The sequence below is a fragment of the Nocardioides sp. genome (genome assembly GCF_035429765.1).
GTDB lineage: Bacteria > Actinomycetota > Actinomycetes > Propionibacteriales > Nocardioidaceae > Nocardioides.
The window spans coordinates 1-20098 of the sequence record NZ_DAOMFK010000020.1 but is presented as its reverse complement, the minus strand read 5'-3'; the positions used below and the strand labels follow the sequence as shown (position 1 = coordinate 20098).

Below are 20098 nucleotides of genomic sequence, written 5' to 3'. Positions count from 1 at the left end.
GACATCATGACCGAGTGCCCCGGCGCTGGCCATCGCCGGCCGCCCTCCGGCGGGGGACGGCAGCGTGGCGCTGTTGTGGCGGTCCTCACTCCGGTCCTAGGGTCGAGGGGTGGCAGCAACCCTCGAGGACACCAAGGCCGACCTGCTCACCAAGGCCGCCGAGCTGGCGGCGCACCGCCGTGGCTCGGGGGGCCCGCCGGTGGACGCCACCGCCGACCTGCTGCGCACCTACTACCAGCACGTGGTCGCCGAGGACGTGGTCGACCGCGCGGAGGTCGACCTGTACGGCGCGCTCGCCTCCCACTACCGGCTCGGCACGAGCCGGCCGCTGGGCACCGCCCGGGTGCGGGTGTTCACCCCCAACATCCCCGAGCACGGCTGGTCGGCCGGCGGGCACTCCGTGGTCGAGGTCGTCACCGACGACATGGCGTTCCTGGTCGACTCGGTGACCATGGCCCTGGGGGAGCAGGACCGCAACGTGCACGCCGTGGTCCACCCGGTGCTCGAGGCGGTCCGCGACATCGCCGGCGAGCTGCTCGAGCTGCACCCCGCCGTGCGCGGCACCACGGTCGAGGACCTGGAGGCCGGCCACCAGGTGCTGCGCGAGTCCTGGATGCACGTGGAGATCGACCGGATCAGCGACGAGGAGGACCTCGCCGAGATCGAGCGGACCCTGCAGCACGTCCTGCGCGACGTGCGGGACGCCGTTGAGGACTGGCCTCGGATGCAGTCGCGGCTGCTCGACATCGTGGCCGAGCTGGAGGAGTTCCCCCCGCCGCTGCCCGCCGAGGAGATCCGCCAGGGCATCGAGCTGCTGCGGTGGCTGGCCGACGACCACTTCGCCTTCCTGGGCTACCGGGAGTACCAGCTGGAGGAGCAGGGCGAGGAGCTGGCACTCACCGCCCTGCCGGCGACCGGGCTCGGGATCCTGCGTGGCGACCAGCTGCAGTCCTCGGCCTTCCAGAAGCTGCCCGGCCCGGTCCGGGCCCGCGCCCGCGAGCCGAAGCTGCTGGTGCTCGCCAAGGCGAACTCCCGGGCGACCGTGCACCGTTCGGCCTACCTCGACTACGTGGGCGTGAAGAAGTTCGGCACGGACGGCACCGTGGTCGGGGAGCGACGGTTCCTGGGGCTCTTCTCGGCCGCCACCTACACCGAGTCGGTGCTGCGCATCCCCGTGCTGCGCGAGAAGGTCACGGCCGTCCTCCAGCACAACGGGGTCGAGGCCAACAGCCATGCCGGCAAGGCCCTGGTCAACGTGCTGGAGAACTACCCGCGCGACGAGCTGTTCCACACCCCGATAGAGGAGCTCGTGCCCATCGCGGAGTCGGTGATGCTCACGCGCGAGCGGCGCCAGCTGCGGTTGTTCACCCGGCGCGACACCTACGGACGCTACGTCTCGTGCCTGGTCTACCTGCCCCGTGACCGGTACAACACCGCCGTACGCGAGCGGCTCTCCTCGATCCTGCGCGAGGAGCTGGGCGCCGAGCAGCTCGAGTTCACGGTGCGGGTCAACGAGGCCTACCTGGCCCAGGTGCACTTCGTGGTGCGACCCCCGCGCGGGGAGACCATCGCCCAGTTCGACATCGTCGCGCTGGAGCGCAAGCTCGCCGAAGCAGCCCGGTCGTGGAAGGACGAGCTGATCACCGCGGTCATCGCCGACCACGGCGAGGAGGTCGGGTCCCGGCTCGCGCGGCGCTACCTGAACGCGTTCCCCGAGGCCTACAAGGAGGACTTCCCGGCTCGCACCGCCTCCGTCGACCTCGGCCGGCTGGAGGCGGTCCAGGGCGACCAAGGCATCGACCTCCTGCTCTACGAGCCGCTGGACTCCGGCCGCGGGGAGGCCCGGCTGAAGGTGTTCCGGATCGGGTCACCGCTGTCGTTGTCCCAGATCCTCCCGATGCTGTCGTCGATGGGCGTCGAGGTGGTCGACGAGCGCCCGTACGGACTGGAGAACCTGCCGCGCGAGAGCTACATCTACGAGTTCGGCCTGCGCTACGGCCAGCACCTGCCGGGGAACGCCCGCGAGCTGTTCCAGGACGCGCTGCGGGCGGTGTGGGACGGCCTGAACGAGATCGACGGCTTCAACTGCCTGGTGATGCGGGCCGGGCTGACCTGGCGCCAGGCCACCGTGCTGCGGGCCTACGCCAAGTACATGAAGCAGGGGAACACCCCGTTCGCGGTCGACTACATCCAGGAGGCGCTGCTCAGCAACGTCGACATCACCCGGCTGCTGGTGCGGCTGTTCGAGGCGCGCTTCGACCCCGCCCACGGCGCCCACGACTCCGAGGTCCGCGCGGCGAAGACCGCCGACCTCACCGCCCGGATCGGGCGCGCCCTCGACGACGTGGTCAGCCTCGACCACGACCGGATCCTGCGCTCCTACCTGACCCACGTCCTGGCCACCCTGCGCACCAACTACTACCAGTCGAGCGCCGACGGCGGCGTGCGACCCTACATCTCCTTCAAGCTGGAGCCCTCCCAGATCCCCGACCTGCCCGCGCCGCGGCCCCGGTTCGAGATCTTCGTCTACTCCCCGCGTGTGGAAGGGGTGCACCTGCGGTTCGGCGCGGTCGCCCGAGGAGGCCTGCGCTGGTCGGACCGACGTGACGACTTCCGCACCGAGGTGCTCGGCCTGGTCAAGGCGCAGATGGTCAAGAACACCGTGATCGTCCCGGTGGGCGCCAAGGGCGGCTTCTTCTGCAAGCAGCTGCCCGACCCCGGCAACCGGGACGCCTGGCTGGCCGAGGGCGTGGCCTGCTACCGCACGTTCATCTCCGGGCTGCTGGATCTCACCGACAACCTGGTCGGCGGTGCCACGGTCCCCCCGCCCGACGTGGTCCGGCACGACGGTGACGACACCTACCTGGTCGTCGCCGCGGACAAGGGGACCGCGACCTTCTCCGACATCGCCAACGCCCTCGCCCAGGAGTACGGCTTCTGGCTGGGCGACGCGTTCGCCTCCGGTGGGTCCGTGGGCTACGACCACAAGGCGATGGGGATCACCGCCAAGGGCGCCTGGGTGTCGGTCCAGCGGCACTTCCGTGAGCGGGGCATCGACTGCCAGACCGAGGACTTCACCGCGGTGGGGATCGGGGACATGTCCGGCGACGTCTTCGGCAACGGGATGCTGTGCTCGGAGCACATCCGGCTGGTGGCGGCCTTCGACCACCGCGACATCTTCGTGGACCCCGAGCCCGACGCGGCCACGTCGTACGCCGAGCGGCAGCGGCTCTTCGCCCTGCCCCGGTCGAGCTGGCAGGACTACGACACCAGCCTCATCTCCAAGGGCGGCGGGGTGTTCCCGCGCTCGGCGAAGGCCATCCCGATCAGCGCCCCGGTCCGTCGGGCGCTGGGTCTGGAAGGGTCGGTGAAGTCGATGACGCCCGCCGAGCTGATGCGGGCCATCCTCGTGGCGCCCGTCGACCTGCTCTGGAACGGCGGGATCGGCACCTACGTGAAGGGCTCGACCGAGCTCCACTCCGCCGCCGGCGACAAGGCCAACGACGCCATCCGGGTGGACGGGCGCGACCTGCGCGCCAAGTGCGTCGGCGAGGGCGGCAACCTGGGCTTCACCCAGCTCGGCCGGGTCGAGTACGCCCGCAACGGCGGCCGGATGAACACCGACTTCATCGACAACTCCGCCGGCGTGGACACCTCCGACCACGAGGTGAACATCAAGATCCTGCTCGACAAGGTGGTCGCCGAGGGCGACCTGACGGGCAAGCAGCGCAACACGCTGCTGGCGAGGATGACCGACGAGGTCGCCCAGCTGGTGCTGCGGGACAACTACGAGCAGAACCTCGCGCTGGCCAACGCCGCCGCCCACGCCCCCTCACTGCTGCACGTGCACGAGGAGTGGATGAGGCAGCTGGAGCGGGACGGGGTGCTCGACCGCACGCTGGAGGGACTGCCGGGCAGCAAGGACGTGGCCCAGCGGATCGAGCGGGGCGAGGGGCTGAGCGTGCCGGAGCTCTCGGTGCTGCTGGCGTGGACCAAGATCGTGCTGGCCGAGGAGCTGCTGGCCTCCGACCTGCCCGACGACCCGTTCCTGCACACCGACCTGTTCGTCTACTTCCCCTCCCGGATGCGCCAGGAGTACCGCGCCCAGATGCTGGCGCACCCGCTGAAGCGCGAGATCATCGTCACGCAGGTGGTCAACGACCTGGTCAACGGTGCCGGCATGACCTTCTGGCCGCGGTTGTCGGGGGAGACCGGGGCCAGCGCCGCGGAGCTGACCAACGCCAACTTCGTGGCCCGGGAGATCTTCGGCTCCCTCGCGCTCCGCGACGAGCTCAAGTCCTACGACAACGTCCTGGACGCGTCCGTGCAGACCCGGATGCGGATCGAGATGCGCACGCTGGTCGAGCGGTCCTCGCGCTGGCTGGTCAACAACCGTCGGCCGCCGCTGGACAGCGAGGCGGTCGCCGACTTCTTCACCGTCCGGGTCCAGCGGGTGATGGCGCTGCTGCCGGAGATCATGAGCGGCCGCGAGCTTGCGGCCTTCGAGAGCCGCCGCCAGGCGCTGGTCGACGCGAAGGTCCCCGACGAGCTGGCCACCAAGGTGGCGGTGCTGCACCCGGCGTACATGCTGCTGGGCATCGTCGAGATCGCCGACCGCGAGGGGCTCACGGCAGACGAGGTGGCGCGCGTCCACTTCACCCTCGGTGAACGGCTCGGACTGCCCTCGCTGGTCAGCCGCATCCTGCAGCTGCCGCGGGCCGACCGGTGGCAGACGATGGCACGAGCCGCGCTGCGTGACGACCTGTACGCCGTGCACGCCCAGCTGACCGCCCAGGCGATCAAGGCGAGCTCGGCGGAGGACTCCGCGCCGGGGCGCGTGGCGGAGTGGGAGGACCGGCACGGTGTGCTGGTGCAGCGGGCGTCCGACACCCTGGACGAGATCTGCGCCGACGAGAGCGCGGACCTGGCCCGGATGTCGGTGGGCCTACGGGTGGTCCGCGGGCTGCTGGCCGGCGGCTGACGGAGGGGTGCAGTGAGCGACCTGACCAGGCTGGGGGTGGCCGAGACGGTGCGCCGCACCACCCGCGGGGAGGTGAGCGCCGCCGGTGTGCTGGGCGACCACCTGGCCCGGATCGAGCGCGACAACCCGGCGTTGAACGCCTTCTCCGTGGTGCTCGCCGACCGTGCCCGGGCCGAGGCCGCCGCACGGGACCGCGCCCTCGCCGACGGGGCCTCCCCGGGCCCGCTGCACGGCGTCCCGGTGGCCATCAAGGAGGAGATCGACGTCGAGGGCTGCGTCACCACCTTCGGCGGCCGCGGCAACTCCACACCGGTGCCCGCCGACGCCGAGGTGGTGCGCCGACTGCGGGCGGCCGGTGCCGTCGTGGTGGGCAAGACGACCATGCCCGAGTTCGGCTCCTACCCGTTCACCGAGTCCGACGCGTACGGCGTGACCCGGAACCCCTGGCGGCGCACGCACACACCCGGCGGGTCCAGCGGCGGCACCGCGGTCGCGGTGGCCACCGGCATGGTGCCGGTCGGGATGGGCGGCGACGGGGGCGGGTCGATCCGCATCCCGAGCGCGTGCTGCGGACTCTTCGGGCTCAAGCCGCAGCGCGGGCGGGTGACCAGCGCCCCGATGGAGCACCTGTGGTGGGCGCTCGGCACGGCGGGTCCACTGACCCGGTCGGTGCTGGACAGCGCCCTGGTGTACGACGTGGTCCGGGGTGCCGCCCCCGGCGACCGGTTCCGTGCCGGGGACACCGACTCGTTCGTGGCCGCCGCCGCCCGCGCCCCGGGACGGCTGCGGATCGGCTGGTCGGCCCGGCCGGTGACCGCGGGGATCCGGCCGGACCCGATCCAGGTGCGGGTGCTCGAAGAGACCGCGCGGCTGCTCGCCGGTCTCGGGCACGACGTGCGCGAGGTCCGGCCGCGCTACCCCGACCCCACTGCGGCGTTCCTGCCGCAGTTCTTCGGCGGGATCCGCGCCGAGGCCGAGGGGGTCGAGCACTTCGAGCGGCTGGAGCGCAGGACCCAGGAGACCTGCCGGCTCGGCGCCTGGGCCACGCCCCAGGTGATCGAGTCGGCCATCAGCGCGGGCGAGAAGGTGGCGGCGAAGGCCAACCGGGTCTTCGACTCGGTGGACGTGCTGATGACCCCGGTGATGGCGAACCGGCCGCCCCGGGTCGGGGTGCTGGCCGGAACCGGCACCGTCCGCGCCTCGCTCCGGTCGATGCCGACGATCGCCTACACCGCGCTGTGGAACGTCACCGGCAACCCGGCCGCCTCCGTGCCGCGTGGGCTGGCCGAGGACGGCCTGCCCACGGCGGTCCAGCTGGTCGGGCGCACCGACGACGAGCCCACCCTGGTCAGCCTGGCCGCCCAGATCGAGGCGGCGAGCCCCTGGCCGCTGCTCACCGACCGTTCCTGACCGCGGGGCGAGCTGCTCAGCTGGCCTTGGCCTTCTTCTTCGCCGCGCCCTTCTTCGTGGTCCGCTTGGCCGGCTTCTCCGCCGGCTCCTCGGCGTCCTCGCCCCGCGCGCTCCGGGCCGCCTCGACCGAGCGCTGCAGCGCGGCGAGAAGGTCGACCACCTCACCGGAGGTCTTGTCCGCGGCCGCGGTCCGGGTCACCTCGCCGCCCTCGACCTTGGCCCTGACGAGCGCCTCGACCGCCTCGGCGTAGTCGTCCTCGAACTCCTGGGGGTCGAAGTCGCCGGACAGCGTCTCCACCAGCATGTGCGCCATCGAGACCTCGGCGTCCTTGACCGCCCCGGGCTCCACGCTGAAGTCGGGGCGGCGGATCTCGTCGGGCCACATCATGGTCTGCAGCACGATGACGTCGTCGCGCACCCGCAGCACCGCGACCGACGTACGCTGGCGCAGCGCGACGGTGACCACCGCGACCCGCCCGGCGTCGAGCAGGGCCTGCCGCAGCAGGGCGTAGGGCTTGGCCCCGCTCGCCTCGGGCTCGAGGTAGTAGGACTTCTCCAGCAGCATGGGGTCGATCTGGTCCGCCGGCACGAACTTCTCGACCGCGATCTCGCGGGAGGAGGCCAGCGGCAGCTCGGCGAGGTCCTCGTCGGTGAGGATCACCATCTGCCCGTCCTCGGTCTCGTAGCCCTTGGCGATGTCGGCGTAGGCCACCTCCTCGCCGTCGAGCGAGCAGACCCGCTGGTACCGGATCCGGCCGCCGTCCTTGGCGTGCACCTGCCGGAACGACACGTCGTGGGACTCGGTGGCGGCGTACAGCTTCACGGGCACGCTGACCAGGCCGAAGGACACCGCGCCCTTCCAGATCGCACGCATGGGGACGTCCTTTCGCTCGGCCGAGACGTCAGTGCATTCCCCCAGTATCCAGGGTCGGCCCCTTCACACGCACCTGTCGTGCGCGAGGATGGGGCGCATGCGCCCGATGCTCGCCACCCGCGGGACCCGGATCCCGGAGGGCCCGCAGTGGCGCCACGAGGTCAAGTGGGACGGCATGCGCGTGCTGGCCGACCTCTCGGACCGGCGGGTCCCCAGGGTGCGGCTGACCAGCCGCACCGACAAGGACGTGACGGTGTCCTTCCCCGAGCTGCACGCGCTCCCGGGGGCCGACGTCCTGCTCGACGGCGAGGTGGTCGCGCTGGCCGAGGGGCGCCCGTCCTTCTCCGCACTGGCTGAGCGGATGCACGTAGGTCGTGCCGACCGGGCCGCCCGGCTGTCGCGGATCACGCCGGTCACCTTCCTGGTCTTCGACGTGATGCGGCTGGACGGGCGGGACCTGAGCCCGGAACCGCTCTGGCGGCGGCGCGAGATCCTGGAGGAGCTGGGCCTGGCCGGCGTCGCCTGGCAGGTGCCGGCGACGTACGAGGACGGGCAGATGCTGTGGCGGGCCACCGCCGAGCAGCGGCTCGAGGGGATCGTGAGCAAGCGGCTCGCGTCCCGCTACGAGTTCGGCGTGCGCAGCCCCCACTGGCTCAAGTTCCCCCGCCGGCGCCGGGAGTCCTACGTCGTCGGCGGCTGGCGGCCGGAGACCGGGTCGGCGACCCGGCTCGGCGCGCTGCTGGTGGGCACCCCCACGGCGGGCGGGCTGCGGTTCCGGGGGCGGGTGGGCAGCGGCATCGCCGGCAGGGCGGCGGTCGGGCTGCAGGAGGCGCTGGCGCCGCTGGCGAGCAGCACCAACCCGTTCGCCGACGAGGTTCCCCGCCCCGACGCGCTGGGTACCCACTGGGTGGAGCCCCGGCTGGTGGTGGACGTCGAGGCGCTCGGTCCGTCCGCGAGAGACCGGCTGCGGCAGCCGTCGTACCGGGGGATGCGTCCCGACCTGACGCCTGAGGACCTGGACACCGAGGAGGAGCGTTGAGGATTCTGACCGTGCTGCTGGTCCTGCTGGTGGGGTTCCCCGCCTCTGCGCACGCCGACTCCGTGGTCCTCGACGGCGTCCGGGTGCGGGTGCACGAGGCCACCGGGCAGGTGGTGACGGTCAACCGGACGAGCGGGTACCACGCCCGGGTGGGCTGGTGGGTGCGCACCTCCACCGGCTGGGTGCGCACGATGCGCTCCACGGACGGACGGATCGGGTACGGCGGGCTGGTCCGTCCCGCGCGCCGCCAGCAGGGCACCGGCACCACCCCCCTGGGCACGTTCCGGCTCCCGTGGGCGTTCGGGACGCACCGGCGCGAGGACTCCTGGTCGCTGGCCTACCGCCGGATCCGCGCGGGCGACTACTGGGTGCAGGACAACCGTTCCGCCTTCTACAACCGCTACCGGAACAGGTCGCGAGGCGGCTTCCGCTGGTGGCTCCCGGCCAGCCGGGTCAACTCCTCCGAACGGCTCACCGACTACCCGGTCCAGTACGAGTACGCCGTGGTGACCTCGTTCAACCAGGGGCAGGTGCGGCACCGGGGGGCGGGCATCTTCCTGCACGTCAACGGCAGCGGGGCCACCGCGGGCTGCGTCAGCGCCCCGCGCCGGTTCCTGGTCCGGCTGATGGCCCGCCTCGACCCTGCGGAGCACCCGGTCATCGCGGTGGGCCGGTGAGCGAGGTCCAGGTCGAGGTCGAGGGCCGTCGGCTGCGGCTCAGCAACCTCGAGAAGGTGCTCTACCCCCGCACCGGCACCACCAAGGGGGAGGTGCTCCACTACTACGCGCAGGTCGCGCCGGTGCTGCTCCCGCACCTCAAGGGCCGCGCGGTGACCCGGATCCGGTGGCCGCACGGGGTGGCCGAGGCGAGCTTCTTCGAGAAGAACGCGCCTGCCGGCACCCCGTCCTGGGTGCGCACGGTGCGGGTGCCCACCTCGGGGTCCCGGGGCGAGTCCCGGCACGGCGACCACCTGGTCTTCCCCGTGGTGGACGACCTGGCCACCCTCACCTGGCTGGTCAACCTGGCCGCGCTGGAGCTGCACGTGCACCAGTGGCGGGTGGGCCGCCACGGCCGGCCCCGCAACCCCGACCGGCTGGTCATCGACCTCGATCCCGGTGAGCCGGCCGGGCTGCCCGAGTGCGCGAGGGTGGCCCTGCTGGTGCGTGACCGACTCGCCGAGCACGGGCTGACCGGCCGTCCGGTGACCAGCGGCAGCAAGGGCCTCCATCTGTACGCCGCCCTGCCGGGGCGGCTCAACCCGGAGGAGACGACCGCCCTGGCCCGGGCGATCGCCGAGGAGCTCCGGGCCCGGCACCCGGACCTGGTCACCGCCACCATGGCCAAGGCCCGCCGGCCGGGGAAGGTGTTCCTCGACTGGTCGCAGAACGCCGGCTCCAAGACCACGATCTCGCCGTACTCGCTGCGCGGCCGTGAGCGTCCCTTCGTGGCAGCCCCTCTGACCTGGGCCGAGGTGGAGGCCGGGGCCCAGGATCCGCTGGCCCTCGAGCAGCTGACCTTCGAGCAGGTGCTGGAGCGGGTCGCCGCGCACGGTGACCTGTTCACCGGCTGAGGGTCAGCCCCACGACACCAGCACCACACCGGCCAGCGCCGCCACCACCCCGACCTGCTGGATGCGCAGCAGCCGCTCGTGCAGCAGCCACCACGCCAGCAGCACGGTGACCACCGGGTAGAGCGAGGCGAGCACCGCCGTCACACTGACCAGCCCCAGCTGCGTGGCCAGGGCGTAGAGCAGGTTGGCGCCCACGTCGGAGACCCCGATCAGCAGCAGCGGACCCAGGTCGCGCTGCTCCAGCCCGCCCACGCTCCTGGTGGCCAGCGCGGCGCAGCCGAACCCGAGCACGGTCGTGGTGCGCATCCCCCACAACGTCATCACCGGGCTGTGGTCGGCCCCCACCGCGAGAAAGGTCAGGGTCGCCCCGAACGCGACGCCCGCCAGGGCGGCCAGCAGCACCGGCCGGGCGCCGGTCCCCCCGCTGAGCTCCGGCCCGCTGGCGGCGACCACGCCGGCCAGCGCCACCACCACCCCGACCAGCACCACCGCCGCGGGCTGCTCCCCGGACAGCACTCCCACGACCACCGGCACGATCGCGCCGAGCGCGGCGATCGGCGAGACCACCCCCATCGTCCCCTCGGCAAGGGCCGCGTAGTAGCTGACCAGCCCCAACGCCCCGGCCACCCCGGCCAGCACCGACCACGGCACCCAGCCCCGCGGCTCGGCGAACCCAGCGGTGGCCAGGGCCACGACCGTGGCGACCAGGAGCCCCACCGCCTGGGAGGCCCCCACCACGGCGTACGCCGGGCGGCGCCGCGACAGCAGCCCGCCGGCGAAGTCCGAGGTGCCCCACAGCACGCTCGAGAGCAGCGACAGCACCACGGACACGACTGGACACCCTAGCCCGGACCGGGTGGCTACGCGTCGGCAGGAGTTCGCATGCAGTAGCGTGCGACTCACGTCGACGACGTGGGAGGGACAATGCCGGAGCGGCTTCCGCGCATCGTGCTCGTGGTGCTGGTCGCTGCAGGGCTCACGGTGACCATCGCCGGGATGCGTGCCATGGCCGGCATCGTCGGCCCCGCGATGCTGGCACTCGTGCTCACCATCTCCGTGCACCCGCTGCGGGCGCCGCTGCGCAGGCGACGGCTGCCGGAGTGGGCGGTCTCACTGGTCCTCGTGGTGCTGGTCTACGCGATCCTGCTGGCCATCGTGGTGGCCCTGGTCGTCGCGCTCGCCCAGCTCGCGACGATCCTGCCCCAGTACGCCTCGGAGATCCAGGACGACCTGAAGTCGGCGAGCGCCTGGCTGTCCGACCACGGGGTCGGCAGCACCCAGGCCTCGGCGATGGCCGACGCGCTCAACACCGGTCAGCTGGTCACCCTGATCACCGAGCTGTTCGGCGCGATTCTCTCGGTCGCCTCGAACCTGTTCTTCATCATCACCGTCGCCCTGTTCATGGCCTTCGACACCACCTCGACCCAAAAGGTGTTCGCCCACCTGCACGAGACGAAGCCCGACCTGGTGGACGCGCTGCGCCACTACGCCCACGTGACCCGCGTCTACATGGCGGTGACCACGATCTTCGGCCTCATCGTCGCGGTGATCGACGGCCTGGCCCTGTGGCTGATGGACGTCCCCGGTGCGTTCGTCTGGGCCGTGCTGGCCTTCGTCACCAACTTCATCCCCAACGTCGGGTTCGTCATCGGGGTGATCCCGCCGGCGATCATCGGCCTGCTGGACGGCGGGGTCAGCCAGATGCTCGCGGTGCTCGCGGTGTACTCGGTGATCAACGTGGTGATCCAGTCGATCATCCAGCCGCGCGTCGTGGGAGACAACGTCGGGCTGACCCCCACCATCACCATGCTCTCGCTGGTGTTCTGGGGCTGGGCGATCGGCGCGCTCGGGGCGTTGCTGGCCGTTCCGCTGACCCTCGCGATGAAGTCGGTGCTCATCGAGGCGGATCCCAGCGCCCGCTGGGTGCTCCCGGTGATCTCGGGGAGGCTGCCTCGGCCCGAGGACGAACCCGGAGAGGCCGTGGCGGCCGCCGTTCCGACCCACCGGGCCTGACGGCGGCTACTGCAGGCCCGCGGTCAGCCGCATCACGGTGTCGACGTAGCGGGTGCCGGCCGACCGCTCGCCCCACTCCTCGAGGGTCAGTCGCCGGCTCAAGGCACGGTAGGTGTCCTCGACCTCGCGCATCGCCCGGACCACCTCCGGGCCGAGCATCATCAGGCTGATCTCGTAGTTGAGCGCGAACGAGCGCATGTCCATGTTGCTGGACCCGAGCACCGCCACGTCGTCGTCGATGCTGAAGTGCTTGGAGTGCAGGATCCAGGGGGCGGGGTAGAGGTAGATCGCCACACCCGCCTCGAGCAGCGCACGGTAGTACGACGCCTGCGCGTGGCCGACCATGAACTGGTCGGACTGCTCGCTGACGAACAGCTCCACGTCGATGCCGCGCCGGGCGGCGGTGGTGACGGCGTACAGCAGGGACTCGTCGGGCACGAAGTAGGGGCTGGTGAGCGAGATGCGGCGGGTGGCGGAGTAGATCAGCGTGGTGAACAGGCGCAGGTTGTTCTCCGCCACGTAGCCGGGCCCGCTGGGCACCAGCTGGCAGGTGACGTCGTTGAGCGCCGGCGGGGGAGCGGGCTGGAGCGGGGCCGGCACCACCTGCACGTGCCCGGCCTCCCCGGTCTCGGTGAACCAGTCCTGGGCGAAGACGGCCTCGAGCGTGGCCACGACCGGGCCCTGCAGCCGGGCCATCAGCTCGACCCACTTCCGGCCGGCGGCGTGGTTCTTGGGCTTGTTGTAGCCGGGCTCGGTGAGGTTCTGGGAGCCGGTGAAGCCGACCTTGCCGTCCACGACCAGCAGCTTGCGGTGGTTGCGCAGGTCGGGGCGCCGGACGACGCCCTTGAGCGGCTGGATCGGCAGCATGTTGTGCCACTCGATGCCCGTCCCCTCCAGCTTGGCGAGCATGTCCTGGTAGCCGGGGATGCCCCGTGAGCCGAGGTGGTCGAAGAGCATCCGCACCCGCACGCCGCGGTCGTGGGCGGCGGCCAGCGCCCGGAACAGCGGGTCGGTGATGTCGTCCCAGGCGGTGATGTAGAACTCGACGTTCACGTAGCTCTCCGCGCTCTCGACCGCTGCCGTCATCGCGGCGATCGACCCCTCGTAGTCCGGGAGCAGCTCGACGGTGTTCCCGCCCACCAGGGGGAGGGACCCCAGGTTGCGGTTGAGCGCCACTGCGGAGTGGACGTACGCCGGCAGCTCGGGGTCCATGGCCACGTCCGGGATGGTCCCCGTGCGCTCCCGGATCCTCTCGACGGCCTCGTCCTGGCGCTTCTGCCGGCGCCGGTCCAGCCGGGGCGAGCCGAAGAGGGCGAAGGCGATCAGTCCGACGCCGGTGTTGAGCAGGATCAGCAGCAGCCAGGCCATGCCGGTAGAGGGCTTCCGGTTCGCGGGCAGGACGCCCAGCGCGACGATCTTGATGCCGAGGCTGGCGAGGCTGATGAGGACGCCGACGACCGCAGCGATCGTCCAGTTCTGTGCCGACATGGGGGCACGGTACCGGTGGTGGGGCTCCTAGCGGGGCACGCCCTCCTCGGCGGGCAGGTCCTGCCGCTGGCCGCAGGACTCGAGCATGCCGACGAGCACGCGGTGCAGCTGGTCGGCGCCCTCGATGTGCTCGGGCACTCCGTCGAGCAGCTCGGTGGGCGCCAGCAGCACGGCGTGGTCCTGCCAGCCGCCCAGGCCGCCGTGGGAGCCGACGAGCCCCTCGAAGGCGTGCACGTCGGAGGTCACCGGGTCCACGGTGCTGTTCACGTAGAGGTCCGGTGCCTCGGGGAGGAGCACGGCCCGGCGGAGGGTGCGCGGCGCGTGGGGCTCGAACGGCTCCATCGGGTCGCTCCCCTCGAGCTCCCCGGTGTCGAGGTTGCGCCGGCCCTCGGGCCCGATCGCCCACGGCACCCCGGCGTCGTCGACGCCGGCCACGAAGGCGATCCCCGGCCGGGCGACGAGTCCCGGTACCAGGGCGGGCCACTGCGCCTCGAGCTCGTCGAGCGTGGAGCGACGCGGGTTGCGCAGGTAGACCAGGCCGAGGTTGCCCGAGCCCAGCACGATGACCGGCTCGTCCCCGGTGTCCTCCGGGCCCTCGGTGCTCTGCGCCTCGGCCAGGCTGCTTCCGGCGCGGGAGGCGACCTTGCCGCTCAGTCCGTCGGTGCCGAGGTCGCCGACCAGGCTGTCGGCCCGGCCCAGCCCCTCGACCGCGGCGTCGACGTTCTGGACGTCCTGCTCCATCAGCTCCGCGCACAGGTCGGCCAGCGTGACGCCGTACTTGTCGGCGTACACCGCCCCCTGGGACTGGCCGTGGTCGGAGACGATCACCAGGTGGTAGCGGCGAGGCGCGCCCTCCGCGAGCCGGGCGAGTGTGCCCAGGGTGCGGTCGAGGCCGTCGAGGGAGGCGAGCGACTCGGGGCGGAACATGCCCGCGTGGTGGGCGATCTCGTCGTAGTCGACGTAGTCCACGTACACGCTGCGGGTGCCGCGCCTCATCTCCTCGGCGACCAGTGCGGTGTTCAGGTCGCGGAGCAGGGCGTTGGTCAGGGCACGGAGCACGGCGAAGTCCCAGCCGCGGTGCACCCGCGGGTCCAGGTCACGGCGGACCTGGCGCGAGGCCTGCCAGCGCTCCTTGACGATCTCGGCGACGGTGCGGGTGAAGCTGCGCATGAACCCACTGGGGGAGGCCAGGAACCAGGCCACCGCCCGCCGGGTCTGCGTGGTGCCGCGGGTCGCCTTGGTCCGGCTCATCGTCAGCAGGGAGCGGGCGGCGTCGCCGGTGAAGATGTTGGAGATCGACACCCCGTCGTCGCAGAGCAGGCCCCGGCCGTTGCTGGCCCGCTCCTCGATGATCCGGGCGTCCGCGGGGCGGTTCGCCACCAGCACCCGGCCCAGCTCCCGGTCGTACCACCGGAACGCCGGCACCCGGTCGATCGTGCCGTGGAGGATTCCCTGCTGGCTGGCCGGGGTGGTGCAGGGGATCTGCGGCGTCCAGCCCCGCAGCTGGTACTCGCCGGAGGCGAGCCACCGCCGGATGTTGGGCACCCCGCCGGACTGCACGGCCCACTGCAGCACCGGGAGCGGCACGCCGTCCATCTGGACGAACACGATGCCGTCGACGTCGGGGTCGGGCACCTCCTGGACCCGCTTGGCGCGTCGGGCGAGGGAGGTGACCAGCCCGTCGTCGGTGCCGGCGGTGGTGGCCCAGGCGATCAGTGTGCCGATCGCGGCGCTGACCCACGTGGCGATCAGGGCGGTCCGCGGGGTGGCCTGGATGCCCGGCGTGTAGAGGATCGCGATGTACATGATCAGCGCCTCGCCGGCCAGGGCCAGCAGCAGCACGGCGATCCAGCCGACCCGGGCCGAGACCTCGACCAGGACCGGCCGCAGCACCAGGCCCACGATCCCGGCTACGGCGGCCACGCCGGCGTAGCTCCACAGGGTGGTGGCGGACAGGCCGGGGAGGAGCGCGCCGGTCACGATGAGCGCGAACGTCGCGGACACCCAGGCCGCCAGGAGCCGGGTCAGGTCAGCCAGGCGGAGTCGCCGGCGAGGTGCTGCGGTGGTCGCCATGGGGGTCAGTATCCACGTCCGCGTCGGTGACGTCTCTCCCTGTCCCGGCGCGTGTCAGCCTCTCCGCCCGCCGGGGACCGCTAGCGTGGGAGCGTGACAGTGGTGTCTTGGCAGCTGATGCTCGTGCGCGGCGTACTGGCTGTGCTGTTCGGGGCGATGGCGATCGCGTGGCCCAACGCGACGATCACGGTGATCGCGGTGCTGTGGGGCGTGTGGGCGCTGATGGACGGCATCTCCTCCCTGGCTGCCGCGTTACGCCCCGGACCCACCGGAGCGCGCCTCGCGCTCGGCCTGGTCGGCGTCGTGGCGCTGGTGGCGGCGTTCTTCGCGATCTTCCGGCCGGTCGAGGCCGCCACGTTCCTGACGTGGGTGCTGGGGCTGTGGCTGATCGCCCGTGGCGTGATGGAGCTGGCGCTCGCCTTCAGCGACCGCCGGCTCGCCCCGCGGTGGTTCATCCTGCTCGGTGCAGCGCTGGACTTCCTGCTCGGCCTGGTCTTCGTGGCCAACCCGGGCAGGAGCGTCGTGGGCATCGCCTGGCTGCTCGGCCTGATCGCGCTGGTCTGGGGCCTGGTGTTCATCACCCTCGCGCTCGTGCTGCGCAAGCAGACCGAGACCCTCGGCGGGCCCACCCCGCCGCCGCCACCACCCCCTGCCGTCCCTGCCTGACCCCGCGGGGGTCGCGCTCACGTCTATCCGGAAGATCCCAGTCATCAGGTGGCTGTTGATCCTCCGCGCTCTCGACGTACGCCCGTCGGTGGTCGCCGGTGCGTGCCTGGGCAAAGTTTCTCCACAGATCCACCGCACCCCTTCCGGGGCCCGCGCGGGCATGGCTAGGTTGCGGGCACTGACCTTCGTCCGGGGGAGGCGCCATGACGGTGGTGCGCACCGCCGCCCACGACGAGCTCGTGGAGCTGCTGGACGCGCGCGTGCGTCAGCTCGTGCGCAGCCAGGGCGTCGACCCGCAGCGGGAGCCGACGATGGTGCGCCGGATCGCCGAGACCGTGGTCCGCGACCACGACGAGACCAGTCTGACCGGCGCGGTCGCGTCGGTTCCGGAGCCCGCCGCGGTCGTCGGGGAGCTCGTGGCGCGGGTGTCGGGGTTCGGACCGCTCCAGCCCTACCTCGACGACCCCGAGGTCGAGGAGATCTGGATCAACGACCCGAGCCGGGTCTTCGTCGCGCGCAACGGACGCCACGAGCTCACCACCCTGGTGCTCACCACGGCTCAGGTGCAGGAGCTGGTGGAGCGGATGCTCAAGTCCAGCGGTCGCCGGGTCGACATCAGCCAGCCGTTCGTCGACGCGATGCTGCCCGACGGCCACCGCCTGCACGTGGTGCTGGAGGGGATCAGCCGCGGCTTCACTGCGGTGAACATCCGCAAGTTCGTGCTGAAGGCCGCTCGGTTGCCGGACCTGGTCGAGCTCGGCAGCCTGACGCCCTCGGCCGCGTCGTTCCTGGACGCGTCAGTCCGGGCCGGTCTGAACATCCTGGTCGCGGGAGGAACCCAGGCGGGAAAAACCACGGTCCTGAACTGCCTTGCCGCGGCCATCCCCGGCGGTGACCGGGTCGTGTCGGCGGAGGAGGTCTTCGAGCTTCGCTTCCACCATCCCGACTGGGTGCCCCTGCAGACCCGGCAGGCCGGTCTCGAGGGGACCGGTGAGATCCGGCTGCGCGACCTGGTCAAGGAGAGCCTGCGGATGAGACCCAGCCGGATCATCGTCGGGGAGGTCCGCGCCGAGGAGTGCATGGACCTGCTGCTCGCCCTCAACGCGGGGCTCCCGGGGATGTGCACGATCCACGCGAACAGCGCCCGTGAGGCTCTGGTGAAGGTCTGCACGTTGCCGCTGCTCGCCGGGGAGAACATCTCGGCGAGGTTCGTCGTGCCCACGGTCGCCGCGTCGGTCGACCTCGTGGTGCACCTGGGCATCGACCCGCACGGGGTGCGACGTGTCAACGAGATCGTCGCCGTCCCCGGCCGGGTGGAGAACGACGTGATCGAGACCGAGTCGGTCTTCCACCGTACGCCGGGCGGCGACCTGGTCCGGGCGAGCGGGCAGCCGCCCCGGCCCGAGTGGTACGCCCGGGTCGGCGTCGACGTCCACCGCCTCCTGCGGGAGGCGGGGTGATGGGGGCCCTGGTCGGGCTCGGCCTCGGCCTGGGTGCCCTGCTGGTGTGGTCCGCGCTCGCCCTGCCGCGGACCCACCGGGTGGCCGCTCCGCGGCCGGGCCGGCTCACCCGGCTGCTCGCGGCCGCGGGGCTGGGGGCGGTCGCCCCGGCAAGTCTGGTCGCGCTGTGCGTCGCGCTCGGTCTGGTGTCGACGGTGCTGGTCCAGCTGGTCTCCCGGACCCCGCCCGTCGCGCTCGTGTTCGGGTCGATGGCGGCGTACCTCCCGGTCGCCTTGCTCAGGAGCCGAGCCCGCCGCCGGCTGCGCGACTTCGCCGAGGTCTGGCCGGAGGCCGTCGACAACCTCGCGTCGGCCGTGCGGGCCGGTCTCTCGCTGCCGGAGGCGCTGGCCGGGCTGGCGGTGCGCGGCCCGGAGCCGCTGCGTCCGGCGTTCGACCAGTTCGCCCTGGACTACCAGGTCACCGGGCGCTTCGGGGAGAGCCTGGACCGGCTCAAGGACCGCCTCGCGGACCCGGTCGGCGACCGGGTGGTCGAGGGGCTGCGGATCGCCCGCGAGGTCGGCGGCGGGCAGCTCGGTCGGCTGCTGCGCAACCTGTCCGGCTACCTGCGGGAGGAGGCGCGGACCCGGTCGGAGATGGAGTCGCGGCAGGCCTGGACCGTCAACGGCGCGCGGCTCGCGGTGGCCGCCCCCTGGCTGGTGCTGCTGCTGATGTCCCTCCAGGGCGCGGTCATCACGCGGTACTCCTCCCCCGAGGGTGTGGCCGTGCTCGTCGTCGGTGCGGTGCTGTGCCTGGTCGCCTACCGGCTGATGATGCGGATCGGACGTCTGCCCACCGACCGGCGGATCCTGTCATGACCCCGGGGCTGTGGGGGGCGCTGCTGGGTGCCGTGGCCGCCGGCGGGCTGCTGCTCACGGCGTCGCGGATCCGGCTCGTGCGCCGTCCGCAGCTGGCCTCCCGCGTGCTGCCCTACGTCCGGGACCTGCCCCAGGTGGGTCGGGTTCCGGCGGTGCGGGCGGGTGCGTCCTCGGCGCACACCTCGGTGGCCGCCGGCGTGTTCGGCCCGCCGCTGCGGGCGGCAGCCGACGGCGTGGAGCGGGTGCTCGGCGGCACCACCTCGGTCCGTCGTCGCCTCGAGCGCGCCGGACTCGATCTCTCCGTGCACGACTTCCGCGTGGAGCAGGTGGTGTGGGGGCTGGTCTCGCTGGTCGCCACCGCGGCCTACGGAATGCTGCGCACCTTGCACGACCCCGACAAGGCGCTCTCCTCGGCGGTGCTGTGCCTGTGTGCGTTCGCCCTGGGGGTGGTCGCCCGCGACAACCATCTGACCGGTCAGGTCACCCGCCGGGAGCGTGCCATCCTGCTGGAGTTCCCCACCGTGGCCGAGCTGCTGGCCCTGGCCGTGGCGGCCGGCGAGAGCCCGGTCGCCGCGCTGGACCGCGTGGTACGCCGCAGCCGGGGCGAGCTGTCCCGGGAGCTGGAGCGGGTGCTTGCCGCCGTACGCACCGGCGAGCCGGTGGGCGTCGCCTTCGACCGGCTGGCCGCCACCACCGGGGTGCCCCTGGTCGCGCGCTTCGCCGACGGCATCGTGGTGGCCGTCGAGCGCGGCACCCCGCTCGCCGACGTGCTGCACGCCCAGGCCGCTGACGTCCGGGAGGCCGGCCGCCGCCAGCTCATCGAGACCGCCGCCCGCCGGGAGGTCCTGATGATGGTCCCGGTGGTGTTCCTGGTGCTGCCGGTAACTGTGCTGTTCGCGTTCTACCCAGGTGTCGTCGGGCTGAGCCTGACCACGCCGTAAACCGAGGAGTGAGGAGCCACGCAATGGGGACGAGGGATGGGGACCTCATGACCTGGGCGCTCGGGCGAGCGCGCCCGCGGGACGAGCGCGGCGACGTGCCCGGGTGGGTGCTGGTCACGGTGATGACCGCCGGGCTGGTCACCGCGATCTGGGGCGTCGCCGGGGACCAGCTCACCGCGCTGGTCTCCGACGCCCTCGGCTCGGTGCGGTAGCAGCCGTGCCCCGTCGGGCACGGGGCCGCGAGGACGGGTCGGCGGTCGTCGACTTCGTGCTCGTGCTTGTCGTGCTGCTCCCGCTGTTCCTGGGCATCCTCCAGGTGGCTCTGGTGCTGCACGTGCGCAACACGCTCGTCGCCGCGGCCTCCGAGGGCGCTCGGTACGGCGCCACGGCCGACCGTGGACCGGCCGACGCCGTCGCCCGGACGCGGCAGCAGATCGCCGCCGCGATCGACGACCGGTACGCCGAGCACGTCACCGCGCGACCGGTGCCGGTCGGGGGTGCACCGGGGCTCGAGGTGCGGGTCGAGGCCACGGTGCCGGCCCTGGGGCTCGGTGGACCCGGGGTCCACCTGTCCGTGTCCGGCCACGCGGTGGAGGAGGAGGCGTGGCGGTGAGGGGTCGCGGTGAGGCGGGGAGCGCCCTCGTCGAGCTCACCTGGCTGGGCATCCTGCTGCTGGTCCCGATGCTGTGGATCGTCCTGTCGGTGTTCGAGGTGCAGCGCGGCGCCTTC

At 72.4% G+C, this 20098-nt stretch carries 16 protein-coding genes; 12 read left to right on the top strand and 4 right to left on the bottom strand.

What is annotated here, in order from left to right; all coding sequences use genetic code 11:
* The first annotated feature begins 109 nt into the window (after positions 1–109).
* Together PLP61_RS03825 and PLP61_RS03820 are read left to right on the top strand one after the other, a co-directional pair.
* Entirely contained in the window at positions 110–4981 is a 4872-nt protein-coding gene (locus tag PLP61_RS03825) for an NAD-glutamate dehydrogenase (protein WP_324500527.1), read from the top strand.
* Positions 4982–4993: 12 nt separating this feature from the next.
* Positions 4994–6391, top strand: a complete 1398-nt coding sequence (locus PLP61_RS03820) for an amidase (protein ID WP_324500525.1) — start codon at positions 4994–4996, stop codon at positions 6389–6391.
* A gap of 16 nt (positions 6392–6407) precedes the next feature.
* Here the strand turns inward: PLP61_RS03820 and ku are convergent, their stop codons facing one another.
* On the bottom strand, positions 6408–7265 hold the full coding sequence (gene ku / locus PLP61_RS03815) for a non-homologous end joining protein Ku (RefSeq protein ID WP_324500523.1): 858 nt from the start codon (positions 7263–7265) through the stop codon (positions 6408–6410).
* Between the two features lie 97 nt (positions 7266–7362).
* On the opposite strand from ku, the gene ligD (PLP61_RS03810) reads away from it, so the two are divergent.
* The 3 genes from ligD (PLP61_RS03810) to ligD (PLP61_RS03800) are packed head-to-tail and all read left to right on the top strand — an operon-like array spanning position 7363 to position 9874.
* Entirely contained in the window at positions 7363–8304 is a 942-nt protein-coding gene (gene ligD, locus PLP61_RS03810; protein ID WP_324500521.1) for a non-homologous end-joining DNA ligase, read from the top strand.
* Positions 8301–8981: a L,D-transpeptidase family protein gene (locus PLP61_RS03805; protein WP_324500519.1), complete on the top strand. Its 681-nt coding sequence runs from the start codon at positions 8301–8303 to the stop codon at positions 8979–8981. Before ligD (PLP61_RS03810) ends, PLP61_RS03805 begins: the two co-directional genes overlap by 4 nt.
* Entirely contained in the window at positions 8978–9874 is an 897-nt protein-coding gene (ligD, locus tag PLP61_RS03800; RefSeq protein WP_324500517.1) for a non-homologous end-joining DNA ligase, read from the top strand. Before PLP61_RS03805 ends, ligD (PLP61_RS03800) begins: the two co-directional genes overlap by 4 nt.
* 3 nt (positions 9875–9877) lie before the next feature.
* Here ligD (PLP61_RS03800) and PLP61_RS03795 read toward each other — a convergent pair whose 3' ends face one another.
* A complete protein-coding gene (locus tag PLP61_RS03795; protein ID WP_324500515.1) occupies positions 9878–10705 on the bottom strand; it encodes a DMT family transporter in 828 nt (275 codons plus the stop codon).
* Positions 10706–10798: 93 nt separating this feature from the next.
* Between PLP61_RS03795 and PLP61_RS03790 the strand changes: the two genes are divergently transcribed.
* Complete coding sequence (locus PLP61_RS03790) at positions 10799–11887, top strand: AI-2E family transporter (RefSeq protein ID WP_324500513.1); 1089 nt, start codon at positions 10799–10801, stop codon at positions 11885–11887.
* 6 nt (positions 11888–11893) lie between these two features.
* On the opposite strand, the gene cls is transcribed toward PLP61_RS03790, so the two are convergent.
* Positions 11894–13375, bottom strand: a complete 1482-nt coding sequence (gene cls / locus PLP61_RS03785) for a cardiolipin synthase (protein ID WP_324500511.1) — start codon at positions 13373–13375, stop codon at positions 11894–11896.
* A 27-nt stretch (positions 13376–13402) separates the two neighbouring features.
* A complete protein-coding gene (locus tag PLP61_RS03780; RefSeq protein WP_324500509.1) occupies positions 13403–15448 on the bottom strand; it encodes an alkaline phosphatase family protein in 2046 nt (681 codons plus the stop codon).
* Between the two features lie 93 nt (positions 15449–15541).
* Between PLP61_RS03780 and PLP61_RS03775 the strand changes: the two genes are divergently transcribed.
* The 6 genes from PLP61_RS03775 to PLP61_RS03750 all read left to right on the top strand — a co-directional run bounded on the left by PLP61_RS03775 (position 15542) and on the right by PLP61_RS03750 (position 19982).
* A complete protein-coding gene (locus PLP61_RS03775; protein ID WP_324500507.1) occupies positions 15542–16114 on the top strand; it encodes an HdeD family acid-resistance protein in 573 nt (190 codons plus the stop codon).
* Positions 16115–16317: 203 nt separating this feature from the next.
* Positions 16318–17574, top strand: coding sequence for a TadA family conjugal transfer-associated ATPase (locus tag PLP61_RS03770; protein WP_324500505.1), 1257 nt, complete (start codon positions 16318–16320; stop codon positions 17572–17574).
* Positions 17574–18428 (top strand): type II secretion system F family protein, encoded by an 855-nt coding sequence (locus tag PLP61_RS03765; RefSeq protein WP_324500503.1) that lies wholly within the window; start codon positions 17574–17576, stop codon positions 18426–18428. Before PLP61_RS03770 ends, PLP61_RS03765 begins: the two co-directional genes overlap by 1 nt.
* Positions 18425–19369: a type II secretion system F family protein gene (locus PLP61_RS03760; protein WP_324500501.1), complete on the top strand. Its 945-nt coding sequence runs from the start codon at positions 18425–18427 to the stop codon at positions 19367–19369. Before PLP61_RS03765 ends, PLP61_RS03760 begins: the two co-directional genes overlap by 4 nt.
* Positions 19370–19416: 47 nt before the next feature.
* On the top strand, positions 19417–19581 hold the full coding sequence (locus tag PLP61_RS03755) for a hypothetical protein (RefSeq protein ID WP_324500499.1): 165 nt from the start codon (positions 19417–19419) through the stop codon (positions 19579–19581).
* Between the two features lie 5 nt (positions 19582–19586).
* Positions 19587–19982: a TadE/TadG family type IV pilus assembly protein gene (locus PLP61_RS03750; protein WP_324500497.1), complete on the top strand. Its 396-nt coding sequence runs from the start codon at positions 19587–19589 to the stop codon at positions 19980–19982.
* Positions 19983–20098: the final 116 nt, after the last annotated feature.